General features: G+C 72.4%; 22 protein-coding genes and 1 riboswitch. All 22 genes read right to left on the reverse strand.

The genetic code is table 11. The features are described 5' to 3' along the window. Position 1: 1 nt before the first annotated feature. The gene (locus HMPREF2863_RS07120) at positions 2 to 1,117 is read right to left on the reverse strand and encodes a DegV family protein (protein ID WP_070639067.1); all 1,116 of its coding nucleotides are present in this window, start codon (positions 1,115 to 1,117) and stop codon (positions 2 to 4) included. A 28-nt stretch (positions 1,118 to 1,145) separates the two neighbouring features. Next, entirely contained in the window at positions 1,146 to 3,653 is a 2,508-nt protein-coding gene (leuS, locus tag HMPREF2863_RS07125; RefSeq protein WP_070639069.1) for a leucine--tRNA ligase, read from the reverse strand. Between the two features lie 365 nt (positions 3,654 to 4,018). Continuing rightward, positions 4,019 to 4,333: a DMT family transporter gene (locus HMPREF2863_RS07130; RefSeq protein WP_067191604.1), complete on the reverse strand. Its 315-nt coding sequence runs from the start codon at positions 4,331 to 4,333 to the stop codon at positions 4,019 to 4,021. 9 nt (positions 4,334 to 4,342) lie between these two features. Beyond that, positions 4,343 to 4,412, reverse strand: a riboswitch (guanidine-III (ykkC-III) riboswitch). Between the two features lie 240 nt (positions 4,413 to 4,652). Next, entirely contained in the window at positions 4,653 to 5,660 is a 1,008-nt protein-coding gene (locus tag HMPREF2863_RS07135; RefSeq protein ID WP_070639071.1) for an alpha/beta fold hydrolase, read from the reverse strand. Positions 5,661 to 5,768: 108 nt separating this feature from the next. Then, complete coding sequence (locus HMPREF2863_RS07140; RefSeq protein ID WP_168165771.1) at positions 5,769 to 7,868, reverse strand: primosomal protein N' family DNA-binding protein; 2,100 nt, start codon at positions 7,866 to 7,868, stop codon at positions 5,769 to 5,771. Positions 7,869 to 7,964: 96 nt separating this feature from the next. Beyond that, positions 7,965 to 9,221 (reverse strand): methionine adenosyltransferase, encoded by a 1,257-nt coding sequence (gene metK, locus HMPREF2863_RS07145; RefSeq protein WP_083315292.1) that lies wholly within the window; start codon positions 9,219 to 9,221, stop codon positions 7,965 to 7,967. A gap of 31 nt (positions 9,222 to 9,252) precedes the next feature. Next, a complete protein-coding gene (locus HMPREF2863_RS07150) occupies positions 9,253 to 10,596 on the reverse strand; it encodes a bifunctional phosphopantothenoylcysteine decarboxylase/phosphopantothenate synthase (RefSeq protein WP_070639073.1) in 1,344 nt (447 codons plus the stop codon). A 4-nt stretch (positions 10,597 to 10,600) separates the two neighbouring features. Beyond that, a complete protein-coding gene (rpoZ, locus tag HMPREF2863_RS11540; protein WP_083315293.1) occupies positions 10,601 to 11,008 on the reverse strand; it encodes a DNA-directed RNA polymerase subunit omega in 408 nt (135 codons plus the stop codon). A gap of 89 nt (positions 11,009 to 11,097) precedes the next feature. After that, positions 11,098 to 11,715: a guanylate kinase gene (gmk, locus tag HMPREF2863_RS07160; protein WP_087133392.1), complete on the reverse strand. Its 618-nt coding sequence runs from the start codon at positions 11,713 to 11,715 to the stop codon at positions 11,098 to 11,100. Positions 11,716 to 11,810: 95 nt separating this feature from the next. Then, the gene (mihF, locus tag HMPREF2863_RS07165; RefSeq protein ID WP_070639075.1) at positions 11,811 to 12,125 is read right to left on the reverse strand and encodes an integration host factor, actinobacterial type; all 315 of its coding nucleotides are present in this window, start codon (positions 12,123 to 12,125) and stop codon (positions 11,811 to 11,813) included. A 144-nt stretch (positions 12,126 to 12,269) separates the two neighbouring features. Next, the gene (pyrF, locus tag HMPREF2863_RS07170; protein ID WP_070639076.1) at positions 12,270 to 13,235 is read right to left on the reverse strand and encodes an orotidine-5'-phosphate decarboxylase; all 966 of its coding nucleotides are present in this window, start codon (positions 13,233 to 13,235) and stop codon (positions 12,270 to 12,272) included. After that, positions 13,232 to 16,558 (reverse strand): carbamoyl-phosphate synthase large subunit, encoded by a 3,327-nt coding sequence (gene carB, locus HMPREF2863_RS07175; RefSeq protein ID WP_070639078.1) that lies wholly within the window; start codon positions 16,556 to 16,558, stop codon positions 13,232 to 13,234. Before carB ends, pyrF begins: the two co-directional genes overlap by 4 nt. 3 nt (positions 16,559 to 16,561) lie before the next feature. Continuing rightward, positions 16,562 to 17,746 carry a glutamine-hydrolyzing carbamoyl-phosphate synthase small subunit gene (carA, locus tag HMPREF2863_RS07180; protein ID WP_067189474.1) on the reverse strand — a complete coding sequence of 395 codons (1,185 nt, stop codon included), beginning with the start codon at positions 17,744 to 17,746 and terminating at the stop codon, positions 16,562 to 16,564. Beyond that, positions 17,743 to 18,378, reverse strand: a complete 636-nt coding sequence (locus HMPREF2863_RS07185) for a PH-like domain-containing protein (RefSeq protein WP_246828852.1) — start codon at positions 18,376 to 18,378, stop codon at positions 17,743 to 17,745. The genes carA and HMPREF2863_RS07185 overlap by 4 nt, the downstream gene beginning before the upstream one ends. Continuing rightward, entirely contained in the window at positions 18,375 to 19,736 is a 1,362-nt protein-coding gene (locus HMPREF2863_RS07190; protein ID WP_070639080.1) for a dihydroorotase, read from the reverse strand. Before HMPREF2863_RS07190 ends, HMPREF2863_RS07185 begins: the two co-directional genes overlap by 4 nt. Positions 19,737 to 19,738: 2 nt before the next feature. Continuing rightward, complete coding sequence (locus HMPREF2863_RS07195) at positions 19,739 to 20,716, reverse strand: aspartate carbamoyltransferase catalytic subunit (RefSeq protein WP_070639082.1); 978 nt, start codon at positions 20,714 to 20,716, stop codon at positions 19,739 to 19,741. Positions 20,717 to 20,719: 3 nt separating this feature from the next. Continuing rightward, positions 20,720 to 21,322 (reverse strand): bifunctional pyr operon transcriptional regulator/uracil phosphoribosyltransferase PyrR, encoded by a 603-nt coding sequence (gene pyrR, locus HMPREF2863_RS07200; protein WP_067189468.1) that lies wholly within the window; start codon positions 21,320 to 21,322, stop codon positions 20,720 to 20,722. A gap of 182 nt (positions 21,323 to 21,504) precedes the next feature. After that, positions 21,505 to 21,948 carry a transcription antitermination factor NusB gene (gene nusB / locus HMPREF2863_RS07205; protein ID WP_067189466.1) on the reverse strand — a complete coding sequence of 148 codons (444 nt, stop codon included), beginning with the start codon at positions 21,946 to 21,948 and terminating at the stop codon, positions 21,505 to 21,507. Beyond that, positions 21,941 to 22,504 carry an elongation factor P gene (gene efp / locus HMPREF2863_RS07210; protein WP_067189464.1) on the reverse strand — a complete coding sequence of 188 codons (564 nt, stop codon included), beginning with the start codon at positions 22,502 to 22,504 and terminating at the stop codon, positions 21,941 to 21,943. The genes nusB and efp overlap by 8 nt, the downstream gene beginning before the upstream one ends. A gap of 101 nt (positions 22,505 to 22,605) precedes the next feature. Beyond that, entirely contained in the window at positions 22,606 to 23,793 is a 1,188-nt protein-coding gene (gene aroB, locus HMPREF2863_RS07215; RefSeq protein ID WP_083315294.1) for a 3-dehydroquinate synthase, read from the reverse strand. Between the two features lie 9 nt (positions 23,794 to 23,802). After that, complete coding sequence (locus HMPREF2863_RS12180) at positions 23,803 to 24,432, reverse strand: shikimate kinase (RefSeq protein ID WP_227718812.1); 630 nt, start codon at positions 24,430 to 24,432, stop codon at positions 23,803 to 23,805. Beyond that, entirely contained in the window at positions 24,429 to 25,661 is a 1,233-nt protein-coding gene (aroC, locus tag HMPREF2863_RS07225; protein ID WP_070639084.1) for a chorismate synthase, read from the reverse strand. The genes HMPREF2863_RS12180 and aroC overlap by 4 nt, the downstream gene beginning before the upstream one ends. Between the last annotated feature and the right edge of the window lie 132 nt (positions 25,662 to 25,793).

Genomic DNA, 25,793 nt, shown 5'->3' on the forward strand with positions numbered 1-25,793 from the left:
CTCAGGCCTCTTCTGTGGATGGTTCGGCCGGGTCGGTCGCCTGTGCAGGAACGGACGGCTCCTTGGGCGTGTCTTCCCTCGTCGCGACCGACGCGCCCTCGGCACTGGCGTCGACAGCGCCCGCACCGCCGGCCCCGGAGCCGCCGACGTCGGCCGCGTCGTCCCCCTCAAGCAACGGGGTGGCGATCACGCCGAGGCCGCCGAGGCCGAGGTGGGCGGCGAGCACAGCCGGGAAGTCGACCACGGGGATCGGGGTCTGCGAGAACGGCTGCAGGCGTGCGGCCAGTGCCTCCGCGGCAGGCCGATTGCCGTAGCCGTGGACGGCGATCCCGCAGGGCTCCGCCTCGGCCTTGGCCTGTGCGGCGGCGGCGATGCGGTCCACGGCGGCGTCCAAGGATCGGCCCCGCTCCACCAGGCAGATCGTCCCGTCGCGCAGCGCCAGCACGGGCTTGACCTGGAACATCGAACCGATCAGGCCCTTCAGCGCGCTGATCCTGCCGCCGCGGCGCAGCTGCTCGAGGTTCGGCACGGTGAACATCACCAGGGACTGCTCGCCGGCGCCCTGCAGGTACTCGACGATCCCCTCGACCGGCAGCCCGAAGCCGGCCCGGACGGCGGCCTCCATGACCATGAAGCCCAGGGCCATGCCTGCGGATCGGGAGTCCACCACCTCGACGGGGATCGACACACGCGTCGCGGCCATCTTCGCGGCCTCGACCGTCCCGGACAGGCCTCCGGAGATGTGCACCGAGACGATCCGCGCGTACCCGGCGGCCTCGAGCTCGCGGTAGGTCTCCTCGAACCCGCCCGGGGACGGGCGGGAGGTCCGCACCGGCAGGTTGGCGGCCAGGGCGAACGGCAGCTCCTGGTGCAGCTCCTCCGAGCCCTCCGTGTAGATCTGCTCCCCCACCATGACGGGCATGGGGATCTGACGCAGCCCCGCGGCCAGCGGGTGCTCCAGCACCGACGACGGGATGGCGGCCGAGGAGTCGGTGACGATCGCCGTGCGGTCGCGGCGCGGCGGCTTCAGACCGTAGCGCACCCGCCCGGCCAGCCGGGACCGGCGGGCACGCACACGCGCCTGGTAGTCCTGTTGCCACTGCAGCACGGACGTCACCGCGGCTCCTCTCCTCGGCCGGCCTCCATCAGCGGATGACGAGGTTGACCAGTTTCGGCGCGCGGACGATCACCTTGACGATCTCGGCGTCACCGATGAACCGCTGGACCTTCTCGGAGGCGCGGGCGGCGGCCTCGAGGTCGGCCTCGGAGATGTCGGCCGGCACCTCGAGGGTGTCGCGGACCTTGCCCTTGACCTGGACCACGGCGGTGACGGTGTCCTCCACCAGGAGGGACTCGTCCACCTCGGGCCACCCGGAGCGCACCACGGACGGGGTGTGGCCGAGCATGACCCACATGTCCTCCGCGGTGTACGGGGAGAACAGGCTGAGCAGCTTGGCGACGGCCTCGGCGGCCTCGCGGACGGCCGGATCGCCGGCGCCGGCGCCGTTGTCGATCTCCTTGCGGGTGGCGTTGACCAGCTCCATGGTCTTGGCGATGACCACGTTGAACTTGCCCTCGTCCAAAAGCTTGGAGGACTCGGCGATGGTCTTGTGGGTGGCCGAGCGCAGCGCGGTGGCCTCCGCGGCGGAGAGGTCCGCGCCCACCGGGGCGCCGCCGGCGCGCACGTCGCGCGCCAGTCGCCAGGCGCGGGCGAGGAACCTGCCCGCGGCGGCGGGGGCCACGTCGGCCCAGTCCACGTCGTCCTCCGGCGGCGAGGCGAACACCATGGTCAGGCGGACGGCGTCCACGCCGAAGGTGTCCAGCTGCTCGCCGAGGTCCACGCCGTTGCCCAGGGACTTGGACATGGCCTTGCCGCCGTTGAGCACCTGGCCCTGGTTCAGCAGCGCCGTGAACGGCTCGGTGAACGGCACCAGGCCCATGTCATGCAGCGCCTTGGTGAAGAAGCGGGCGTACAGCAGGTGCAGGATCGCGTGCTCCACGCCACCGACGTACTGGTCCACCGGCATCCAGTCGGCCACGGCCTGCGCGTCGAACACGGCGGTGTCGTCCCGCGGGGAGGCATAGCGGAGCACGTACCAGGAGGAGTCCACGAACGTGTCCATGGTGTCCGAGTCGCGGCGGGCCGGCTTCCCGCAGTCCGGGCAGTCCACGGTGACCCAGGCGTCGGCGGCGGCCAGCGGGGACTGGCCCTTTGGGGCGAGCTGCTCGCCCTTGAGGTCGGTCGGCAGGGTCACCGGCAGCTGCTCCTCCGGCACGAGCACCTCACCACAGTCCTCACAGTGCACCACGGGGATGGGGGTGCCCCAGAAGCGCTGGCGGGACAGCAGCCAGTCGCGCAGGCGGTAGTTGGTGGTGCCGCGGCCGGTGCCCTTGGCCTCGAGGATCTCGATGGCCCTGGCGATCGCGTCGGTGCTCGTCAGGCCGTCCAGCTCGCCGGAGTTGACCAGGATGCCCTCGCCGGCGGTGGCGACGCCAGAGACAGCGGGGTCCTCCTCGCCGGTGTCCACGACCATGCGGACCGGCAGGTCCATGGCGCGGGCGAAGTCCAGGTCGCGCTGGTCGTGCGCGGGCACGGCCATGATGGCGCCGGTGCCGTAGTCCGCCAGCACGTAGTCCGAGGCCCAGATCGGCAGCGACTGCCCGGTCAGCGGGTTCACGGCGGTACGGCCGAGGTCCACACCGGTCTTGGTGCGGTCCGTGGCCTGGCGCTCGATCTCGGAGACCTTCTTCAGGTCCTCGCGGTAGGCCTCCAACTCGGCGCGCCTGTCCTCGGTGACGAGGTCCAGGGCCAGCTGCGAATCCGCGGCCACCACCATGAAGGTCGCACCGAACAGAGTGTCCGGGCGGGTGGTGAACACGGTGACGACCGGGCCATCCGCGTCCACCTGGAAGTCCACGTGGGCACCGGTCGAGCGGCCGATCCAGTTGCGCTGCATGGCGAGCACGCGCTCGGGCCAGCGGCCCTCCAGCTGGGCCATGTCGTCCAGCAGGGCGTCCGCGTACTCGGTGATCTTGAAGTACCACTGGTTCAGCGTGCGCTTGGTGACCTCGGCGCCGCAGCGCTCACAGGCGCCGTCCACGACCTGCTCGTTGGCGAGCACGGTCTGGTCCTGCGGGCACCAGTTGACCGGCGAGTCCTTCCGATACGCCAGGCCGCGCTTGTAGAACTGCTGGAACAGCCACTGGGTCCAGCGGTAGTACTCCGGGTCCGAGGTGTGCAGCTCGCGATCCCAGTCCACGGCGATGCCGTAGCGCTGGAAGGAGTTCTTCTGCGTCTGGATGTTCGCGTAGGTCCACTCCGCCGGGTGTGCGTTGCGCTTGATGGCGGCGTTCTCGGCGGGCAGGCCGAAGGAGTCCCAGCCGATCGGGTGGAGCACGTCATAGCCCTGCTGCATCCAGTGGCGGGCCTTCACGTCTCCCATGGCGAACGCCTCGGCGTGGCCCATGTGCAGGTCGCCGGAGGGGTACGGGAACATGTCCACCACGGTGCGGCGCTCACGTCCGTCCTCGAGGGGCGCGTAGGTGCGCGCGGCCTCCCAGTAGCCGGCCCAGCGGGCCTCGACCTCGCGGAACGAGTACTCGGCGTCCTCCGGGATCTGCGGGGTGTCCGGAGTGGGGTTGGATGCGGTCACGCTCGTGGGGTCCTTCGTCGATGGGGTCAGGGGTCAAGCCTGCCCATCCTACGCGTCCGGGCCAGCGGTTTCGCCTCTCCGCTCAGGTCCGCATGCGCTCTGCCCGCCTGAGCCCGCCCCCGACGACGGACGCGAGACCGGGGTGCCCGGCCGTCGTCGGGCCTGACTCGACGGGTCTCGGCCCTGCCTCCGACGGCAACTGGTGAGGACACGCACTCATCCGCCCCCGTATCGGCGCATCAGACGGTGAGTCCTCACCAGTCGACGAGGCGGTGAGGCGAGGCGGTCCCGGCAGGTGCCCGGCCGTCGTCGGGCCTGACTCGACGGGTCTCAGCCCCGCCGGCGGCGGCAGACACCCGAGGGGCTCAGTGGGCGAGTTTCAGTCCGATCACGCCGCCGACGATCATCAGCAGGAAGAGGATCTTGAGTGTGGAGACGGGCTCGGCTCCGGTGGACATGGCGTAGACGACCGTGAGCGCGGCGCCGATGCCCACCCAGATCGCGTAGGCGGTGCCGACCGGCAGCTCGCGCAGCGCGAAGGCGAGGCCGCCCATGGACGCGATCAGCGCGACGAGGAAGACGAGCGACGGGCCCAGTCTGGTGAAGCCCTCCGACCTGCTCAGCGCGGTGGCCCAGACGGCTTCGAGCGCACCGGAGAGGATGAGGACGATCCAGGACATGTCTGCTCCTCTGGGCCGTCTTGTCGCTGTCCGGGTACGGCACCCCTCGTCCGGGGCCCGCGCGGATCGGCGGACCGAGATCGAGGGTCGCACGCAGGGCCGGTGCGGGCAACCCGGCCCGAGGCGACCGCCGGTGGAACGGGGACGTCCCCACCCCCCGACGACAACTGGTGAGGACACGCACTCATCCGCCCACCTGGCGGCGCTCCAGACGGTGAGTCCTCACCAGTCGGCGAGTCGGTGAGACGAGTCGGTGAGACGAGGCGGTGAGACGAGGCGGCCGCCGGCGCGGCGGGGACGGCCCACCGGACCGGCGGCCTCAGCCGGCCAGGAACCCCTCGAGCAGCGCGGCGCACTCCGGCGCCTTCTCGTAGTGCAGCAGGTGCCCGACGCCCGGCAGCATCGCCAGGGACACCCGCGGGGACACGGCACCGATCCGCTCGGCCAGGGCCTGCTGGGAGGCGGGCGAGCCCATCGGGTCCTCCGTGCCCGCCACGAGCAGCACCGGCAGGGCGAGCCGGTCCGCGCTGTCCACGACGGAGCCGGTGGTGCTGGCCCGGTACGCCTGCGCCAGCGAGGCGCGGGTGGCGAACCGGCTGAAGTGGCGCAGGTGCTGGTCGTGGGTGTGGGCGAGGATGCGCACGTCCGCGGTCTCGGACATCAGCAGCGTGGTGAGCCAGGTGATCGGCCGGGCCCGCAGGATCGCGTCGCCGAGCCGCTCCGGCAGTCTCGCGGCCACCTCGTAGTAGCCCTGCGCCACCCCGGCTGTCAGCCGGTCCACCACGGAGCCGTTCGCGGACAGCGCCGGCTCGGAGATCGGGTTGAGCAGCACAAGGGCGGACCACCGGCACGGGTCCTGGCCCGCCAGGTGCGCCGCGACGATCGACCCATAGGAGTGACCGAGCAGCACCGCGTCCCCCGGCACCTGCAGCTGATCGACGGCCTCCGCCACCGCACCGGCGTGGTGGGCCACACTGTGCTCGGCCGCCGGGAACGCCGCGGATGCCCCGAACCCCGGCAGGTCGACGGCGAGGATCCGATCGCCCGGCAGGCAGTCGGCGAGCAGGGCGAGCCCGTGGTGATCCCCGCGGAAGCCGTGCACGAACACGACGGTGCGTGCCGTCGTCCTGCCCTCGGGAAGGTACTCGAACACGGCCACCGGCAGGCCGGCACCGCTGGTCGGGTCGGTGACCTGCACGGTGTGGCGCACCGGTTCGCGCACCGCGGCCCCGGTGAACAGGGACGGGTCGCCGGCGCTCGGCGGTCGCAGGCGGTCGCGCAGGCGCACCGGGGGCGCCTCGCTCGGGCGGGCTCCGTGGGTCTGCATGCCCGTCAGCCTAACGACGACGGCACCCTCCTCCGGCTCCCGCCTCGCCGGGTGCAGGGGCCGGTTCCGCGTCGCCCGCTTCCGTGCAGAGCGTGGGCCTCAGCGGGCTCAGAGGATGCCGGCCGGGTCGAGCCGGAGCCGGATCGGCTTCTGCTCGGCACGCGTGGACGCCGCCGACTTCGCCTTGCGGAGCACGCGCACGGTGGCCTCGGCGGCGGACCACGGGAAGATCAGCAGGGCGCGATGCCGGGCCTCGTCGGCGACCTCGGGCACCGGCCCGATCCACGGCAGCGGTTCCGGCGCGTGCGCACCGGTCGGCTGCTCCTCCCGGCGGGCCTCCTCGACCAGCTCCAGGTACTCGGCCACCGCCGCGGCCTCGCCGGTCACCTCCGCCAGTCGCCCGGCCGGCGGCAGGTGGAGTTCGCGCCGCTCCTGCAGCTGGTGGGAGGCGAAGCCGTCCGGGTCCCAGCGGATCAGCGCGCCCACGGTCTCCGGGTGGTCGGCGGTCACCACCGCCACTCCCCCGTCCTGTGCCGGGCGCACCAGTGCGGCGGCCGCCAGCCACCGGGACAGCACGCGGCCGGGCACGTCGAGGCCCTCACGCGCGAGCTGGGAGTCGCCGTCCAGCAGCAGCGCCGCGGCATAGCCGCCGCGGGCCACCGGCTCGGCCCCGACCGTCGCCACCACCAGGGCGGGATCGTCCCCGACCTCCGTGAGGATGTGCTCCGAGGAGCTCGAGAGCACCGGCACCTGGGGGAAGGCCCGGCCCAGCTCGTCCGCGGTGCGGTCCACGCCGCGGGAACCTGCCCGCACCTGCTGGGTTCCGCACTCCGGGCAGCGGAAGCCGCGCTCGCGCACGCCGCACCAGCGGCAGGACAGCTCACCGGTCTGGGCGGCGGCGCGGTCGCGGAAGGACAGCGGCCCGGAGCAGTGGCGGCAGCGGGCGGGTGTGCGGCACCGCTGGCAGACCAGCGCCGGGATGAAGCCGGCCCGGGCGACCTGCACCAGCACCGGGCCCGGGGTCCGCCCGTCCAGGGCCTCACGCGCGGCCCGCCAGGCGGCCTGCGGCAGCCGTGCCCTCCGGGCGAAGGGGTCGCGGGCGGACTCCCACGAGTCCGCGGTGGAGAGCACGCGCGGGGCCAGCCGACGCTGCTCGGCGCGGTCCACCGCGAGGTGCTGCACCCAGCCGGCGTCCACGAGCCGCTGCAGGGCGGCGGTCCGGCCAAGGCCGGCGAACAGCACACCGGCGCCCTCCTGACGCGCCCGCTGAAGGGCGACCTCCCGCACATGCTGATAGGGAGCGCGCGGCTCGGCCAGGGCGTCGTCGCCCTCGTCCCACACCGCGATCAGCCCCAGGTCCTCCACGGGCGCCCAGATCGCCGACCGCGTGCCCACCGCGATCCGGGCCCGACCGGTCAGCAGACGCAGGTGCGCCCGATACCGCGGCGTGTTGCCGTCTTCGGCGGTGAGCCGGGCGTAGGCGTGCTCGCCGACCGTCGCATCCAACGCCGCGCACAGCCGGGTGAGGTCGCGTTGGTCGGGGACCACCAGCACCACGGAGCGTCCGGCGGCCGCCACGGTCTTCGCCAGGTCCGCGAACACCGCCGCCTCGTCCCAGTCCCCCACGCGGGAGGGCAGCACAGCCGCCGCCCGTGGGGCGTCTCCGGCACAGACGGCGGAGACGAAGGCATGCCCGCCCGCCAGGCGCGAGAGCACCGGCGTCCCGACGTCGGCACCGGCCTCCGCCGCGTCCGTCTCCTCGTGTACGGCATCGCCGCTCTCCCCCGCCGCCTCGGCAGGGTCGGCCGCCTCGACGTCGGCCTCACCCTTCGCCCGCGTCGCCACCGGCGCATCCAGCTCCGGCTCGGCGAGGAACTCCTTCTCCACCTGGGCCACACGCGGCGGCACGGCCACGCGGAGAACATCCGAGAGGACGCCGGCCTGGCGCACCGCCACGGCCCTCGCCAGCGCGAGCACCGGTGGGGTCAGCGGCGGGACCTTCGTCACCACGGTGCGCAGCGGCATGAGCTGGGCTCCGGTGGCAGGCTCCTCGACCCGCTCGATGAGCCAGCCGGTGAGGTCACGGCCGCCGAAGCGAACGGTGACCCTGGATCCGGGCACGGCCGCCTCGTCCAGCGACGGCGGCACGAGGTAGTCGAACCCCCTGTCCAGGTGCGGGACGGCGGAGTCCAGCACCACCTTCGCCACCGGCAGCCGCGGCCAGCCCTCGGCGGACTCCGGCAGCGCGCTGCGCTCCGGAGGGTCGGGCAGGGCGAACAGGGCCTCGCTGATGGCGGACTCCCGTCAGAGGCCGGCGGCGGCGCGCAGCCGGTCCACGCGGTCCAGGCGCTCCCAGGTGAAGTCCGCGTCCTCGCGGCCGAAGTGGCCGTTGGTGGCGGTCTTGCGGTAGATCGGCCGCAGCAGGTTCAGCTCGTTCACGATCGCCAGCGGGCGCAGGTCGAAGACCTCGTTCACGGCGTCGATGATCGTCGCCTCCGGGACCGTGTTCGTGCCGAAGGTGTCCACGTAGAGGCCCACCGGGCGGGCGGATCCGATGGCGTAGGCGACCTGGAACTCGGCGCGGTCGGCCAGGCCTGCGGCCACCACGTTCTTGGCCACCCAGCGCATGGCGTAGGCGGCGGAGCGGTCCACCTTGGACGGGTCCTTGCCGGAGAAGGCGCCGCCGCCGTGGCGTGCCATGCCGCCGTAGGTGTCCACGATGATCTTGCGGCCGGTGAGGCCGGCGTCGCCGACGGGACCGCCGATGACGAACTTGCCGCCGGGGTTGATGATGATGCGGGTCGCAGAGACGTCCAGTCCCGCGGCCTCGATGACCGGACGCACCACGTGCTGCTCCACGTCCCGGCGCAGGGTCGGCTGGTCCACCACGTCATGGTGCTGGGTGGAGACCACGACGGCCTCGATGGTCTTCGGGCGGTGGTGCGCGTCGTAGCCGATGGTCACCTGCGTCTTGCCGTCCGGCAGCAGGTAGGGCATGGGCGAGTCCACCATCGTGCGCACCTCGGTCAGCCGTGCGGAGAGCCGGTGGGCCAGGTAGATGGGCATCGGCATGAGGGTCGGCGTCTCGTTGGTGGCGTAGCCGAACATGATGCCCTGGTCCCCGGCGCCCTGCACGTCCACGGCGTCCGCGGAGCCGTACTCGCGGGTCTCCAGCGACGTCATGACGCCGCTGTGGATGTCCGAGGACTGCTGGCCGATGGAGATGTTGACACCGCACTGGGCGCCGTCGAAGCCGTTGGCCGAGGAGTCGTAGCCGATGTCCAGGATCGTCTTGCGGACGATCTGCGGGATCTCGACGTAGGCGCTGGTGTTGACCTCTCCGGCCACCTGCACCAGTCCCGTGGTGGTCAACGTCTCCACGGCGACCTTGGCGGACGGGTCCGCCGCGAGCAAGGCGTCCAGGATGGCGTCTGAGATCTGGTCGCAGATCTTGTCCGGATGACCGGCGGTCACAGACTCGGACGTGAACAGGCGCAGGTCGCCGCCGCCGACTCCGCGGTAGGGGGCGTGAGCAGACGTGGTGGAGGTCGAATCGGTCATGCGGACGATTCTAGTGTCCGCTGAGGACGCGCTAGAGCGCGAGCGTCATCTGCTCCACGACGAGTCGTGCGGCATCCGTCTTGTCCCCCGCGCGGGAGACCGGCTCGCGACCGTCGGCGAAGAGCACGGTCACCTCGGTCTCGTCCCTGCCGAAGACCCTGCCGGCGCCGACGTCGTTCACCACGAGCATCTCGCAGCCCTTGCGGGCGAGCTTGGCCTGCGCGTACTCGAGCACGGAGGACTCGCCGTCCCCGGTCTCCGCGGCGAAGCCGACGATCAGCCCCGGCATGTCCGCGCCCGCGGCACGCTCGGCCACCGCGGTGGCCAGCACGTCCGGGGTGCGCTCCAGCACGAGGGTCGGCGAGGAGCCGTCCTCGCCCTTCTTGATCTTGGTCTCGGCCACGTCCACCGGCCGGAAGTCCGCCACGGCGGCGGCCATGACCAGCACGTCCGCGCCCGGGGCATGCTCCAGCACGGCCTCGAGCAGCTCCTGCGTGGACTCCACGTCCACGACCTCGGCGCCGGCCGGTGGCTGTGCGGTCATGGCGGCGGCGATCAGGGTGACGTCGGCACCGGCGGCGAGGGCCTGCTCGGCGATGGCCACGGCCTGCTTGCCGGAGGACCGGTTGCCCAGGTAGCGCACCGGGTCCAGCGGCTCCCGGGTGCCGCCGCCGGTGATCACCACACGACGCCCGCTCAGGGGTCCCGACGACGGTCGGTCGCCCGGGATGCCCAGGAACGCTGGGGCGTCGGGAACGGTGGGGTCCGACGTGGCGACGGAGATGGCGGACGCCGGTGCCGTCGTCGCGCCCTCCTGGGTGACGGCACGGCCGCGGGAGAAGGCCGGGGCGTCCGCGGCGAGGGCCTGGGCTGCGGCCCAGATGTCCTCGGGCTCGGGCAGGCGACCGGGGCCGGAGTCCTTGCCGGTCAGCCGGCCGACGGCCGGTTCCAGCACGGTGACGCCGCGGCGGCGCAGGACGGCGACGTTCTCCTGGGTGGCCGGGTGCAGCCACATCTCCGTGTGCATCGCCGGGGCCACCAGGACCGGGCAGGTGGCGGTCAGCAGCACGTTGCCCAGCAGGTCCGGTGCCATGCCGACGGCGGTGCGTGCCAGCAGGTCCGCGGTGGCCGGTGCGACGACGACCAGCTCGGCCTCGCGTCCGAGACGGACGTGACGGACCTGGTCGACGTCGTCGAAGGTGTCCGTGCTCACCGGGTGGCCGGAGAGCGCCTCCCAAGTGGCGCGGCCGACGAACTCCTCGGCATGGACGGTGGGCACCACGGTGACCTCATGTCCCGCCTCCGTCATGAGGCGCAGCAGCGAGGCCGACTTGTACGCGGCGATCCCACCGCCGACGCCGAGGACGATCCGCATGGGATCAGGCGTTCTCGGAGTCCTCGGAGGACTCCTCGGCGGTCTCGAGGTCCTCGGCGGCGCCGAACGGGTCCTCCTCGGCGGCGCCGAACGGGTCCTCCTCACCGGGGAGGGTGAAATCACCGAACTCCTCGGCGGCGAAGTCCACGGCGGCGGCCTCCTCGGTGGCCTCGCGGGAGACCAGCAGGTCCGACTCGATCTCGCGCAGGGCGATGGAGAGCGGCTTCTCGTTCAGCTCGGTGTCCACCAGCGGGCCGACGTACTCGAACAGGCCCTCGTGCAGCTGGGAGTAGTAGGCGTTGATCTGACGGGCGCGCTTCGCGGCGAAGAGCACCAGGGCGTACTTGGAGTCGACCCGCTCCAGCAGGGAGTCGAGGGGCGGGTTGACGATGCCGGCGTACTGATCGGTCACGGATTCTCCAGTCGTTGCGTGGCGTGGATGCGCGCGGGGCGCATGGGGTCTTCGGGGCGAGCCGGGGCGGTCCTGTCCGGGCGGGGCCCTCAGGCGCGCGGGTCCAGTCCCATCAGGCGGACCAGCTCCTTGGCGGCGCTCTCGACGCGGTCGTTGACCACGACGGCGTCGAACTCCGGCTCGGCGGCGAGCTCCAGTCTAGCGGTTTCGAGGCGGCGGCGCTGTTCCTCCGCCGACTCCGTGCCGCGGCCGGTCAGGCGGCTGACCAGCTCGTCCCAGCTCGGCGGGGACAGGAACACGAAGGTCGCCTCCGGCATCGCCTCCCGCACCTGGCGTGCGCCCTGGAGGTCGATCTCCAGCAGCACGTGCCGGCCGGCGTCCACCGCCTCCTGCACTCTGTCCCGGCGGGTGCCGTAGCGGTGCACCCCGTGGACCACCGCCCACTCGAGCATCTGGTCCCGCGCGACGAGGTCGTCGAACTCGTCCGCCGTGACGAAGAAGTAGTGGACGCCCTCCTCCTCGCCCGGCCGGGCGTCACGGGTGGTGGCGGACACCGAGAGCCACACCTGAGGGTAGTTGTCCCGGATGTAGGCGGAGACGGTGCCCTTGCCCACGGCGGTGGGGCCGGCCAGCACGGTCACTCCGGGGCCGGTCAGCGGATCCTTGCGGCTCGGCCGTGCGCCCGGGACGGCGGGCGGCGGGCCCATGGAGGGGTTCTCGGTCACGGTGTGCTCCTTCGTGGCGTTGCGGCCGGTCGCCGCGGTTTCCGCTCCCCTGCCCCGACGGTGAGGGAGCGTCCGGCTCAGCGGCCGATGTAGGCGGTGAGGGCCTCCCGCTGGCGACGGCCGACGCCCTTGAGGCGGCGCACCGGGGAGATGCCGCAGACCTCCATCACTCGCCGGGCCCGGATCTCACCGACGCCCGGCAGGGCCTGGATCAGGTCGACTGTGCGCAGGCGTCCGACGGCCGGGTCCTCGTCCGCCCGGGCGAAGACCTCCTGCAGGGAGACCCTGCCCGCAGCGAAATCGCTCTTCAGCTCCGCGCGCTGCTGACGGGCACGCAGCGCCTTCTGCCTGGCCTCGGCCCGCTCTTCCACGCTGAGTTCGCGCAGTGCCATGGAAAACCTCTCTCGATGCTGTGGCTGTGGCAGGTTCTTGCGGAACCTGAGAGCCACTGTAGTTCAGGTCAGACATCAGACCGATGTCGATGCGAAAAAGTATCACCGGGGACACGGACCGTCACGCACCACGGCCTGTGCATGTCATCCCTGAAGGTCGGACAGGTTCGTGCGGAGTGCCTCCGCCAGCCCGGCGACAGTCGGCCCGGCCCTCAGGATGCCCCGGGAGCTCGTCGCCAGCACGGCAGGCCACGCGTCGGCGAAGCCGCTGCGCATGCCCTCGGCCGTCGCGCCCTGCGCCCCGTAGCCCGGTGCCAGCAGGGCACCGCGCACGGCGGACAGGTCGATGCCGAGCTCACGGGCCCGGTCCGCGACCGTCGCGCCGACCACCAGGCCGACCGGGCCCAGACGGTCCCCGCCTGCCCTGAGCGCGTTCTCCGCGGCCGCGGCGGCGACGATCCGAGCCGCCACGCTGCCGCCGGCGGCCCCCCGCGCGGCCTCTGCGGACCGGGAGCCCGCCGAGGAGGAGGATGCAGACGGGGCGGCCGAGCCGTCGTCGTGCCCCACGTGCTGGACGGAGGCGCCCTCCGGGTTCGAGGTGAGCGCCAGGACGAAGACGCCGCGGCCGGTTTCCGCCGCCAGGTCCAGGGCCGGACGCAGCGACTCGAAGCCCAGGAACGGGCTCAGGGTCACAGCGTCGGCGGCCAGCGCAGAGCCGTCGGCGAGCCAGGCGGCGGCATAGCCGGCCATGGTCGAGCCGATGTCCCCGCGCTTGGCGTCGGCAATAGTGAGGATCCCGGCCTCCCGGGCCTCGGCGAGCAGCCGTTCCAGCGCGGCCATGCCGGCAGAACCGTGGCGCTCGTAGAGCGCCACCTGCGGCTTCAGGGCGGCCACCAGCGGGGAACCGCCTCCGGCCGCAGCCTCCAACGCGGTCAGGGAGAACGCCTCGAGGCCGGCCGCCGTGTCGTCGAGCCCCCAGTCCTTCAACAGGCCCGGGTGCGGGTCGATGCCCAGGCAGAGCGGACCGACGGACTCCATGGCCGCCGCCAGGCGGGCCCCGAACGGGACCCGCCCGGCGATGCCGACGCGCCCGGTCGCCTCCGCGGTCATGCCCGAGCCTCTGCGGCGGTGCGCTCCCCGGCCTGATCGTCCAGCGCGGCCTGCAGACGCGACTCGTGCTCCTGCAGGGAGGTCACGGACCACTCGAACTGGCGCTGGGCCTCGATCGCCTGCAGGCAGGCCCCGAACTCGGCCGTGGTCGTGATCACCGGCACGCCGAGCGAGGTGGCCGCGGCACGGATCTCGTAGCCGTCCGTGCGGGCGTCGCCGCCGGAGGGCGTGTTCAGCACGAGATCGACGGTGCCGGCGTGCAGCTGCTCCAGCACGGTGCCCGCGCCGTCCTCGTGCCCGGCGTCGGCGATCTTCGCCACGACCTCCGCGGGGATGCCGTTGCGCCGCAGCACCTCGGCGGTGCCGCCGGTGGAGACCACCTGGAAGCCGAGGTCGACGAGGCGCTTGGCCTGGCCCACGAGGGTGCGCTTGTCCCGATTCGCGACCGACACGAACACGCGCCCCGAGGTGGGCAGCGGGCCGCCGGCGGCGGACTGGGACTTGGCGAACGCGGTGTCGAAGTGCTTGTCGATGCCCATGACCTCGCCCGTCGAGCGCATCTCCGGGCCCAGCAGCGAGTCGACCACGCGGCCCTCCGCGGTGCGGAAGCGGGTGAACGGCAGCACGGCCTCCTTGACCGCCACCGGCGCGCCGATCGGCAGGGTGCCGCCGTCGTAGCGGGACGGCAGCACGCCGGCAGCGCGCAGATCGGCGATGGTGCGGCCCACGCCGATCAGCGCGGCCGCCTTGGCCAGCTGCACGCCGGTCGCCTTGGAGACGAACGGCACGGTGCGGGAGGCGCGCGGGTTCGCCTCGATCACGTACAGCACATCCGAGGCGAGGGCGAACTGGATGTTGATCAGGCCGCGCACGCCCACACCGGCGGCGATCTGCTCCGTGGCGGTGCGCACGCGATCCAGCACGTCCGGGCCGAGGGTCACCGGCGGGAGCACGCAGGCGGAGTCGCCGGAGTGGATGCCGGCCTCCTCGATGTGCTCCATGATGCCGCCGAGGTACAGCTCGCTGCCGTCGTAGAGGGCGTCCACGTCGATCTCGATCGCGTCCTCGAGGAAGCGGTCCACCAGCATCGGCTGGTCCGGGGTGATCTCGGTGGCGTGCTCCACGTAGGAGGCCAGCGCCTCCTCGGTGTACACGATCTCCATGCCACGGCCGCCCAGCACGTAGGACGGGCGCACCAGGACCGGGTAGCCGATCGCGTCGGCCACGCGCTTGGCGTCCTCGAAGGACACGGCGGTGCCGTTCTTCGGGGCGATCAGACCCGCGTTGTCCAGCACGCGGGCGAACTCACCGCGGTGCTCGGCCAGGTCGATCGCCTCCGGCGAGGTGCCGAGGATCGGCACGCCGGCGTCCGCGAGCTCCTGGGCCAGCTTCAGCGGGGTCTGGCCGCCGAGCTGCACGAAGACGCCCAGCACGCCGCCGGAGGCCTCCTCGGCCGCGATGACCTCGAGGACGTCCTCGAGGGTGAGCGGCTCGAAGTACAGGCGGTCCGAGATGTCGTAGTCCGTGGACACCGTCTCCGGGTTGCAGTTGACCATGACGGTCTCGTAGCCGGCATCCCGCAGGGCCATGGTGGCGTGCACGCAGGAGTAGTCGAACTCGATGCCCTGGCCGATCCGGTTCGGACCGGAGCCGAGGATGATCACGGACTTCGACTCGTGTTGCTCCACCTCGGTCTCCAGGTCATAGCTGGAGTAGCGGTACGGGGTGAAGGCCTCGAACTCGGCGGCGCACGTGTCCACGGTCTTGTAGACCGGGCGGACGCCGAGGGCATGGCGAACGCCGCGGACCACGGCCGGGTCCATGTGCCGCAGCTGACCGATCTGGGCGTCGGAGAAGCCGTGGCGCTTGGCGCGGTGCAGCAGCGGCGCGGTGAGCTGGTCGGCCGTGCGGACCTCGTCCGCGATCTCGTTGATCAGCATGAACTGGTCCAGGAACCACGGATCGATCGCGGTGGCCTCGAACGCCTGCTCCAGGGTGGCCCCGGCGTAGAGGGCCTGCTGGGTCTGGGCCAGGCGCTCGGTGGTCGCGGTGCGGGCGGCGGCCAGCAGGGCGTGCGGGTCCGCCTCCTGATCGAACGACAGCTCGGTGCCCTTCTGCTCCAGGGAGCGCAGCGCCTTCTGCAGGGCCTCGGTGAAGTTGCGGCCGATCGCCATGGCCTCGCCCACCGACTTCATGGTGGTGGTCAGGGTCGGATCCGCGGCCGGGAACTTCTCGAACGCGAAGCGCGGAACCTTCACCACCACGTAGTCGAGCACGGGTTCGAAGGAGGCCGGGGTCTTGCGGGTGATGTCGTTCGGGATCTCGTCCATGGTGTAGCCCAGGGCGAGCTTCGTGGCGATCTTGGCGATCGCGAAGCCGGTCGCCTTCGAGGCCAGGGCCGAGGAGCGGGAGACGCGCGGGTTCATCTCGATGACCACCACGCGGCCGTCCTCCGGGTTCACCGCGAACTGGATGTTGCAGCCGCCGGTGTCCACCCCGACCTCGCGGATCACGTTGATCGCGATGTCCCGGAGCCTCTGGTATTCGCGGTCGGTCAGGGTCATCGCCGGGGCGACGGTGATGGAGTCGCCGGTGTGCACGCCCACCGGGTCCACGTTCTCGATGGAGCAGACCACCACGACGTTGTCGTTGCGGTCGCGCATCATCTCGAGCTCGTACTCCTTCCAGCCGAGGATGGACTCCTCCAGGAGCACCTCGGAGGTCGGCGAGTACTGCAGGCCTGCGCCGCAGATCCGGTGCAGGTCGGCCTCGTCGTAGGCCATGCCGGAGCCGAGGCCGCCCATGGTGAAGGACGGGCGGACCACCACCGGGTAGCCGAGCTCCTTCACGGCCTGAAGGGCCTCGTCCATGGTGTGGACGATCGCGGAGCGGGCGGACTCGCCCCCGGAGCGCTCCACCACACCCTTGAACTTCTCGCGGTTCTCGCCCAGTTCGATGGCGTCGATGTTCGCGCCGATGAGCTCGACGCCGAACTTCTCCAGCACGCCGTCCTTGTCCAGGGCGATGGCCGTGTTGAGGGCGGTCTGCCCGCCGAGGGTCGGCAGCACCGCGTCCGGGCGCTCCTTCTCGATGATCTTCGCGACCACCTCCGGGGTGATCGGCTCGACGTAGGTGGCGTCGGCCAGCTCCGGGTCGGTCATGATCGTCGCCGGGTTCGAGTTCACGAGGACGACGCGGACGCCCTCCTCCTTGAGCACGCGGATGGCCTGGGTGCCGGAGTAGTCGAACTCGGCCGCCTGGCCGATGACGATCGGTCCGGAGCCGATGACCAGGACGGAGTTCAGGTCGGTGCGCTTGGGCATGGGTCAGGCTCCTTCGGCGGTGCGGGCGGAACGGGAGTCGCGGTGCTCGGTGAGCAGGGCAACGAAGCGGTCGAACAGGCCGAGCGAGTCGCGCGGACCGGCGGTGGCCTCGGGGTGGAACTGGACGGAGAAGGCCGGGCGGTCCAGCAGGCGCAGCCCCTCCACGACGTCGTCGTTGAGCGACCAGTGGGAGACCTCCACGCGGCCGTAGCGGGACTCGGGGGCCTCGACGGCCTCGCCGCGGGGGGCGTCCACGGCGAAGCCGTGGTTCTGGGAGGTGATCTCGACGCGGCCGGTCTCCTTGACCATGACCGGCTGGTTCGGGCCGCGGTGGCCGAACGGCAGCTTGTAGGTGCCGAAGCCCAGGGCGCGGCCGAAGATCTGGTTGCCGAAGCAGATGCCGAAGAACGGCAGGCCGGCGTCCAGGACCTCGCGGAGTGTCTGAACCTGGCGGTCCGCGGTGGCCGGGTCACCCGGACCGTTCGAGAGGAACACCCCGTCCGGGTCCACGGCCTGGATGGCCGCGAAGTCGGCGGTGGCCGGCAGCACGTGCACCTCGACGCCCCGGGCGGCGAGGTGGCGCGGCGTAGCCGCCTTCATGCCCAGGTCAAGGGCCGCGATGCGGGCGACCGGCTCGCCGGCCCAGCCGTGCTCGGCCGGGGACACGACGTAGGCCTCGGCCGCGGAGACGGTCTCGGCGAGGGACTGGCCCTTCATGGACGGCTGGGAGCGGACCTGTTCCAGCAGCTCGGCGACCGGGCGCTCGGCCTGCTCGCCGGAGAACACGCCGGCCTTCATGGAGCCCTCGGTCCGGAGGGTGCGCGTGATCGCGCGGGTGTCCACGTCCTGGATGCCGACGATGCCCTGGGTCTCCAGCTCCTCGTCGAGGGAGCGCTCGGAGCGCCAGTTCGAGGGGCGACGGGCGGCGTCGCGGACGACGTAGCCGGCGACCCAGATCGCGCGGGATTCCCTGTCCTGCGCATTGACGCCGGTGTTGCCGATGTGCGGTGCGGTCTGCACCACGATCTGGCCGGCGTAGGACGGGTCGGTCAGGGTCTCCTGGTAACCGGTCATGCCGGTGGTGAACACGGCCTCTCCCAGGGTGGCGCCGCGGGCGCCGTAGGCGCGGCCGCGATGGACTGTGCCGTCCTCGAGCACGAGCAGCGCGGGGTCGGTGGTGGGGCTCATCGGGCGTCCTCCTGTGCGGCACCGGTGGTGGCGGTGCGGTCGATGATGGTCTGCAGGGCGTCCAGCAGGGCGTGGCGGTCCTGCGGGTCGCGCGGTCGGAAGGCGGTGGTGACCTCGGTGCCCCCGAGGTCCCAGGTGAAGGCGACCAGTCCGTCCGGTTCGACGAACTTGCCGACCATGCCGCCGGTGGTGCCGCACTCGCGGAGCGCGGCGGCGGGCACGAACACGTTCTCCACCCGCGGGCGGAGCACCACAGCGCCGGCGTGCTCTCCGAGGGTGTGCACCTCCAGGCGCGCCCCGGAGCGGATGCCAAGGTCATGGGCGGCGACGCGGTCGAGGCGGTCCTGACCCAGCACCGTGCCCACGTACATGCCCTGGGAGCCGGCGGCGGGCTCGACCTCGTAGAGTGCGGCGGGCACGGCTTCCGGAGCGGCGATGCCCGACTGGCGGCGCTTGCGTGCGGTCCACCCCCACAGGAGCAGTCCGACCAGGACGACGATGACCCCGAGGGTCCAGGCGATGATCGAGACGTAGTGCTCGGAGTAGTCCTTGAGCGGGGAGGCCGGCGGCACGGGGCGCACGCCCGAGGCCAGCAGCACGGCCTGGCCGGCCGTGAGGGTCGTCGGGCTCACCGGGCCTCCTCCACCGGGGCGTGGCGGAACGGCTCCGCGAGGACGCCGTCGGCCACCACGCGGCGGCCGCGGTAGAAGGTGTGCACCGTGCGGCCGGGCAGTTCGCGGCCCTCATAGGGGCTGTTGCGGGACTTGGTGGTGTGCGTGGCGGGGTCCACGACGCAGCGCACGGCCGGGTCCCAGAGGAGCAGGTTGGCCACGGAGCCGACGACCGGGGTGCCGTCCTCCTCCACGTTGCCCTGGTCCTCCAGGCCGGCGATGCGCGCCGGGGTCGCGGACATGACGCGGGCGACGCCGGCCCAGTCCATCAGGCCGGTCTCCACCATGGCCTCCTGCACCACGGGCAGGGCGGTCTCGAGCCCGGTCATGCCCATGGCCGCCACGGTCCACTCGCACTGCTTCGTCTCGGCGGTGTGCGGGGCGTGGTCGGTGCCCACGGTGTCGATGGTCCCGTCCGCCAGCGCGGCCCGCAGGGCGTGCACGTCCTCGTCACGGCGCAGCGGCGGGTTGACCTTGAACACCGGGTTGTAGGAACGGACGAGCTCCTCGGTGAGCAGCAGGTGGTGCGGGGTGACCTCGGCGGTGACGTCGATGCCGCGCTCCTTGGCCCAGCGGATGATCTCCACGGAGCCGGCCGTGGACACATGGCAGATGTGCAGACGAGACTCCACATGCTGGGCGAGCAGCACGTCACGGGCGATGATCGCCTCCTCGGCGACGGCGGGCCAGCCGGCCAGGCCGAGGACGCCGGAGAGCTCGGACTCGTTCATCTGGGCACCGGCGGTGAGCGTCGGCTCCTGGGCGTGCTGTGCCACGAAGCCGCCGAAGGCCTTCACGTACTCGAGCGCGCGGCGCATCAGCACGGCGTCGTGCACGCACATGCCGTCGTCGGAGAACATGCGCACCTTCGCCTGGGAGTCGGCCATCGCTCCGAGGTCGGCCAGGGACTGGCCGGCGAGCCCGACCGTGACGGCGCCGACCGGGTGCACGTCGCACCAGCCGGAGGCGCGGCCGAGGCGCCAGACCTGTTCCACCACGCCGGCGGTGTCCGCGGTCGGGGTGGAGTTCGCCATGGCGTGGACGGAGGTGAAGCCGCCCATCGCGGCGGCGCGGGTGCCGGTCTCCACGGTCTCTGCGTCCTCCTTGCCGGGCTGGCGCAGGTGGGTGTGCAGGTCGACCAGGCCCGGCAGCAGGACCAGGCCGGCGCAGTCGATCGTCTCGACGTCCCGGGACTGGTCGGCGGCGCAGGAGTCCACGGCGGCCACGCGGCCGTCGGCCACGAGCACATCGGCGCTCCCGCCGTTCGGGAGGGCGGCGCCGCGCAGCAGGACGGGGGCGTCGGTGGTGGTGGCGGTCATGCTCAGGCCTCCGGGTCGTTGTTCAGGACGAGGTGCAGGACGGCCATGCGGATGGAGACGCCGTTGGCCACCTGCTCGAGGACGGTGTTGTGCGGCGAGTCCGCGGCGGCGTCGCAGATCTCCAGGCCCCGGTTCATCGGGCCGGGGTGCATCACCACGGGCTGCTGCAGCACCTGTCCGCCACGGGAGTCCAGCAGGGCGAACCGCTCTGCCGTCAGACCCCAGGAGCGGGTGTACTCCCCTGCGGACGGGAAGAAGGCACCGCCCATGCGCTCGGCCTGGACGCGCAGCATCATGACGGCGTCCGGCCGCTCGGCGAGGGCCTCGTCGAGGGAGTAGGTGACACGGCAGGGCCAGCTGCCCACGCCCACCGGAAGCAGGGTCGGCGGGGCGGCGACCACCACGTCCGCGCCGAGGGTGTGCAGCAGCCAGACGTTGGAGCGGGCGACGCGGGAGTGGAGGATGTCCCCCACGATCACCACGCGCATGCCGGTCAGGTCCGTGCCGGTGGAGTCCACCCCGCGCGAGCCGGCGAGGCGGCGGCGCAGGGTGAAGGCGTCCAGGAGGGCCTGGGTCGGATGTGCGTGGGTGCCGTCGCCGGCGTTGACCACGGCGGCGTCCACCCAGCCGGACTCGGCGAGCTGCTGGGCGGCGCCGGAGGACCAGTGGCGCATGACGATCGCGTCCGCGCCGATCGCGGCCAGGGTCTGCACGGTGTCCTTCAGGGACTCGCCCTTGGACACCGAGGAGCCCTTCGCGGAGAAGTTGATGACGTCCGCGGAGAGGCGTTTGGCGGCGGCCTCGAAGGAGATGCGGGTGCGGGTGGAGTCCTCGAGGAAGAGGTTCACCACGGTGCGGCCGCGCAGGGACGGAAGCTTCTTGACCTCGCGCTCGTTGACGGCCGCCATCTCCTCGGCGGTGTCCAGGATGGCCAGGGCGTCCTCGTGGCCGAGGTCCACGGTGGAGAGCAGGTGGCGCACGGCTCAGGCCTCCTTCTCGGCGTCGGTGATGACCACGGCGTCCTCGACGTCCGTCCCATCCGTCTCGGACAGGACCACGTGGACGCGCTCGGCGGTGGAGGTCGGGAGGTTCTTGCCCACGAAGTCGGCGCGGATGGGCAGCTCGCGGTGGCCGCGGTCCACGAGGGTGGCCAGGCGCACGGCCGCGGGACGGCCCAGGTCGGCGACGGCGTCCAGGGCGGCACGGACGGTGCGGCCGGAGAACAGCACGTCGTCGACGAGCACGACGACGGCGCCGTCCAGGCCACGGTCGGGGACCCGGGTCGGTGCAGGGGTGCGGGACGTGGAGCGGCGCAGGTCGTCGCGGTAGAGGGTCACGTCGAGCTGGCCGACGGAGGCGGCGGCGTCGAAGGACGGGTCGATGCGGGCGACGATCTCGCCGAGGCGCTGCGCCAGCGGCACGCCACGGCTGGGGATGCCCAACAGGATCAGGTCCTGGGCGCCGCGGTTGGACTCCAGGATCTCGTGGGCGATGCGCGTGAGCACGCGCTGGATGTCCGCTCCGGACAGCACGGTCCGGGCGGCTCGGGCTCGGTCAGAGCGAGGTGCGGTGGGATCTGCTCCCATGCCGGCGCCTCCTTCCCCGCCTCACGGGACGGACGTTAAAGGATGCGATCGTGCCCGGTCTGCCGGGCGTGCGGGCCGTTCGGCCCACAGGCCGCGGCGCGCGGTTCCCACCCTACCAACACCGAGGGCCCGCAGACCCGCTCTGTGACAGGCTCCGGACCCTCGGGCGTGTGGGGTGCGTCTCAGGCGAGCAGGGTCGGCTTGACCTGCTGGAGCCGGCCGAGGAGGCCGTTCACGAACTCCGGGGACTCGTCGGTGGACAGCTGCTGGGCGAGGGTGACGGCCTCGGCGACGGCGACGCCGTCCGGGACCTCGTCGTTGAACAGCAGTTCCCATGCCCCGACGCGCAGGATCACGCGGTCGACGGCGGGCATGCGGTCCAGGGACCAGCCGCGCGAGTAGGAGGTCAGGGCCTCGTCGAGGCGCTCCTGCTCGGTGATCACGCCGTCGATCACCTGCTGGGCGTACGCGTTGACGCGCAGGTCGGTGTGGTCGACGCGGGCACGGATGCCCTCGTCCGGGGTCGTGCCGCGCTGCTCCGCCTCGAAGAGGATCTCGACGGCGCGCAGGCGGGACCGGCTGCGCGCCGTCCCGCCGCGCCTGGCGGAGGAGGCGGACTCAGTCATTGACGCGGCCCAGGTAGTCGCCGGTGCGGGTGTCGACCTTGATCTTGGTGCCCTGCTCCACGAACAGCGGGACCTGGACCTCGGCGCCGGTCTCCACAGTGGCGGGCTTGGTGCCGGCGTTGGAGCGGTCGCCCTGCAGGCCCGGCTCGGTGTAGGTGATCTCCAGGACCACGGAGGCCGGCATCTCGAGGTACAGCGGGCTGCCCTCGTTCATGGCGATGGTGACCTTGGCGTTCTCGAGGAGGTACTTGGCGGCGTCGCCCACGACGGCCTCGGAGACCGGGATCTGGTCGTAGGTCTTCACGTCCATGAAGACGTAGTCCTCGCCGTCCTGGTACAGGTACTCGTAGTCCGAGCGGTCCACGGTGGCGAGCTCGACCTTGGCGCCGGCGTTGAACGTCTTGTCCACGGTCTTGCCGGTGGTGATGTTCTTCAGCTTGGTGCGCACGAACGCGCCGCCCTTGCCCGGCTTGACGTGCTGGAACTCGATGACGTTCCAGAGCTGGCCCTCGAGCTTGAGGACGGCGCCGTTCTTGATGTCGCTGGTGCTTGCCACGTTCTCTCTCCCACGGTCGTGACGCGCGGCGGTGAGCGCACGCGCGAGTGGATACGGTTTCTTGTCGGATGTGCGCCCGCCAGTCTACGGCAGGCCCGGGATCACTCGGCGATCTCCTGGTAGGCCGCGAACAGCAGCGAGGCGTCCGGGACATCCACGGTGGACGGCTGGCCGATGCCGTCCAGCAGGACGAAGCGCAGCCGGTCTCCGCGGTTCTTCTTGTCGCGCTGGATGCCCTCGAGGAGGGTCTGCCAGCGGTCGCCGCGGTAGGACACCGGCAGGCCGAGGGACTGGAGCACGGACCAGTGGCGGTCCGCGGTCGCGTCGTCGATGCGGCCCAGGGAGCGGGCGAGCTCGGCGGCGAAGACCATGCCCACGGACACGGCGGCCCCGTGGCGCCACTGGTAGCGCTCGGCCAGCTCGATGGCGTGTGCCAGGGTGTGGCCGTAGTTGAGGGCCTCGCGGCGGCCGGTCTCCTTGAGGTCGTCGGTGACGATCTGGGCCTTGACGGCGATCGCACGCTCGATGAGCTCCCGCAGGACGGCGGAGTGGGGGTTCTGCGCCTTCTCCGGGTCGGCCTCGATGAGCTCGAGGATGGTCGGGTCTGCGATGAAGCCGCACTTGACCACCTCGGCGAGGCCGGAGATCAGCTCGTTGGCCGGCAGGGTCAGCAGGGTGTCCAGGTCCGCGAGCACGCCGGCCGGCGGGTGGAAGGAGCCCACGAGGTTCTTGCCCTCGGCCGTGTTGATGCCGGTCTTGCCTCCCACGGCGGCGTCGACCATGCCGAGCAGGGTGGTCGGCATGTGCACCACGCGCACACCGCGCAGCCAGGTGGCGGCCACGAAGCCGGCCAGGTCGGAGACGGCTCCGCCGCCCACGGAGACGATCGCGTCCGAGCGGGTGAAGTTGTTCTGGCCCAGGACCGTCCAGCAGAAGCCTGCGACCTGGAGGTGCTTGCCCTCCTCGGCGTCCGGGATCTCTGCGGTGAGGGCGGTGAGGCCCGCGGCCTCGAGGTCGTTCTTGACCACGTCGCCGGTGGCGCGCAGGGCGCGGGGGTGGATGATCAGCACCCGCTGGACGTGGGGGCCCAGCATGGCGGGCAGGCGGCCGAGCAGGCCGCGGCCGACGACCACGTCGTAGCCTCCGCGGGCAGCGGCTGCGGCGCCTCCGGAGACGGGGATGACCGTGGCCTCGCCGGTCCCCGGGTCGGGGGCGCCCACCGGGTCGGTCGGGTCGGCGGAGACCGCGTCGGCGCGGGTCTGCTCGTGCTCCTGGGGGCGTTCGGTCATCGGCGTCGGTCACTCCTTGTTTCGGCGGCGGACCGACTCCACGATACGCCAGGCGACGTCCTGGGAGCTCAGGCCCGTGGTGTCGATGGTCACGTCCGCGACCTCGCGGTAGAGGTGGTCGCGCTCGTTGCGCAGCCGCTCCCAGTTCCCCTTCGGGTCGCCCTTGAGCGCCGGACGGCCATGGCCGCCGCGCACCCTGCGCAGGGCGTCGGACGGGGCCACGTCCAGGTGGACCACGTGGTCGTCCGACTCCTTCAGGCGCCGCCGGGTGGCGGCGCTGAGCACCGCGCCCCCGCCGCAGGAGAGCACGAACGGACGGTGGCGGCTGAGCAGGTGTTCCATGACCTGCTCCTCGGCACGGCGGAAGGCGGGTTCGCCGTGCTCGACGAAGAACTCCGGGATGGGCCCGTGCGCCTGGGTGAAGACGGCGTCCGCGTCCAGGTGCGCACACCCCACGAGCCGCGCCAGCTCCCGGCCGACGGTGGACTTGCCGCATCCCATGGGGCCGACCAGCACGATCCGCCGCCGCAGCCGCCAGCGCCAGAGCCAGGCCGAGGGCACGCGGAGCCGCTCGAGCTCGCGTTCGACGGCCTGCACCGTCCGGCGCCAGGCCTGGCCGCCGGGGGTGGTGGGGCTCACGGCAGCGGGTCCCCCATGGGGGTGTGGGACGCCTCGCCGGTCGGCTCCGGCAGCGGGGTGAGCGAGGCGGTGAAGGCCTCGAGGTTCCGCCTGGTCTCCGGCAGCGAGTCACCGCCGAACTTCTCCATCACGGCGTCGGCCAGGACAAGGGCCACCATGGCCTCGGCGACGATGCCCGCGGCGGGCACGGCGGCCACGTCGGAGCGCTGATGGTGGGCGGTGGTGTCCTCCCCGGTGGCCACGTCCACGGTGCCCAGGGCGCGCGGGACGGTGGCGATCGGCTTCATGGCGGCGCGCACGCGCAGCACCTCGCCGGTGGACATGCCGGCCTCGATGCCCCCGGCACGGTCGGTGGCGCGGCGGGGCCGGCCGTCCGCGCCACGGACGATGGCGTCGTGGGCGTCGCTGCCGCGCCGGGCAGCCGTGTCGAAGCCGTCACCGACCTCCACGCCCTTGATGGCCTGGATCCCCATGAGGGCACCGGCCAGACGCGCGTCGAGGCGGCGGTCCCAGTGCACGTGGGAGCCGAGGCCGATGGGGGCACCGTAGGCGAGCACCTCGACCACGCCGCCGAGGGTCTCGCCCTCCTTGCGGGCCGCGTCGACCTCGGCGACCATCGCTGCGGAGGTCTCCGGGTCGGTGCAGCGCACCGGATCCTCGTCCAGACGGGGTTCGTCCTCGGGGAGCGGGACGTCGGCGTCGGCCGGCAGGCTCACTCCACCGAAGGCGACAGTGTGGGACACGATCCGCACCCCGAGCTCGGCGAGCAGGCTCCGGGCGGCGGTGCCGAGGGCGACGCGGGCGGCGGTCTCGCGGGCCGACGCTCGCTCGAGCAGCGGACGGGCCTCGTCGAAGCCGTACTTCTGCATGCCGGTGAGGTCGGCATGGCCGGGGCGCGGGCGGGTGAGCTTCGCAGCGCGGGCGAGGCCTTCCAGGTCGGACTCGTCCACCGGGTCGGCGGACATGACCTTCTCCCATTTGGGCCACTCGGTGTTGCCCACCTGGATCGCGACCGGGGAGCCGAGGGTGAGGCCGTGGCGGACGCCGCCGAGCAGCGTCACCTCGTCCTGCTCGATCGTCATGCGTGCGCCGCGCCCATAGCCGAGGCGTCGCCGCGCGAGGGCGTCCTGGACGTCCTTCGTGGTCAGGGGGACGCCTGCGGGCAGCCCTTCGATGATTCCGGTCAGGGCGGGTCCATGCGATTCACCCGCGGTCAGCCAACGCACCATGCCCGGCAGTCTCTCACGCCTGCTCCACGACGACGGCCCCTCGCCCCGCGCATGTCCACTCTCCGAACTTGCCGGTCCAGGATGTGGGCGCCTCCGTGCCGGGGGCCGTCGCCAGGGCCGGGGCCGTCGCCA

Source organism: Micrococcus sp. HMSC067E09 (genome assembly GCF_001812555.1).
GTDB classification, from domain to species: domain Bacteria; phylum Actinomycetota; class Actinomycetes; order Actinomycetales; family Micrococcaceae; genus Micrococcus; species Micrococcus lylae.

Excerpts from the sequence above, each read along its gene's own strand:
- pyrF (WP_070639076.1), bottom strand. The coding sequence starts at position 13,235 with ATGACCGCGGAGGCGACCGGGCGCGTCGGCATCGCCGGGCGGGTCCCG.
- gmk (WP_087133392.1), bottom strand. The coding sequence starts at position 11,715 with ATGGGCCCGCCGCCCGCCGTCCCGGGCGCACGGCCGAGCCGCAAGGAT.
- carA (WP_067189474.1), bottom strand. The coding sequence starts at position 17,746 with ATGAGCCCCACCACCGACCCCGCGCTGCTCGTGCTCGAGGACGGCACA.
- nusB (WP_067189466.1), bottom strand. The coding sequence starts at position 21,948 with ATGACTGAGTCCGCCTCCTCCGCCAGGCGCGGCGGGACGGCGCGCAGC.
- HMPREF2863_RS07190 (WP_070639080.1), bottom strand. The coding sequence starts at position 19,736 with ATGACCGCCACCACCACCGACGCCCCCGTCCTGCTGCGCGGCGCCGCC.
- HMPREF2863_RS07130 (WP_067191604.1), bottom strand. The coding sequence starts at position 4,333 with ATGTCCTGGATCGTCCTCATCCTCTCCGGTGCGCTCGAAGCCGTCTGG.
- aroB (WP_083315294.1), bottom strand. The coding sequence starts at position 23,793 with ATGACCGAACGCCCCCAGGAGCACGAGCAGACCCGCGCCGACGCGGTC.
- carB (WP_070639078.1), bottom strand. The coding sequence starts at position 16,558 with ATGCCCAAGCGCACCGACCTGAACTCCGTCCTGGTCATCGGCTCCGGA.
- HMPREF2863_RS07150 (WP_070639073.1), bottom strand. The coding sequence starts at position 10,596 with ATGCGGATCGTCCTCGGCGTCGGCGGTGGGATCGCCGCGTACAAGTCG.
- metK (WP_083315292.1), bottom strand. The coding sequence starts at position 9,221 with ATGACCGATTCGACCTCCACCACGTCTGCTCACGCCCCCTACCGCGGA.
- mihF (WP_070639075.1), bottom strand. The coding sequence starts at position 12,125 with ATGGCACTGCGCGAACTCAGCGTGGAAGAGCGGGCCGAGGCCAGGCAG.
- pyrR (WP_067189468.1), bottom strand. The coding sequence starts at position 21,322 with ATGGGAGCAGATCCCACCGCACCTCGCTCTGACCGAGCCCGAGCCGCC.
- HMPREF2863_RS07135 (WP_070639071.1), bottom strand. The coding sequence starts at position 5,660 with ATGCAGACCCACGGAGCCCGCCCGAGCGAGGCGCCCCCGGTGCGCCTG.
- aroC (WP_070639084.1), bottom strand. The coding sequence starts at position 25,661 with ATGGTGCGTTGGCTGACCGCGGGTGAATCGCATGGACCCGCCCTGACC.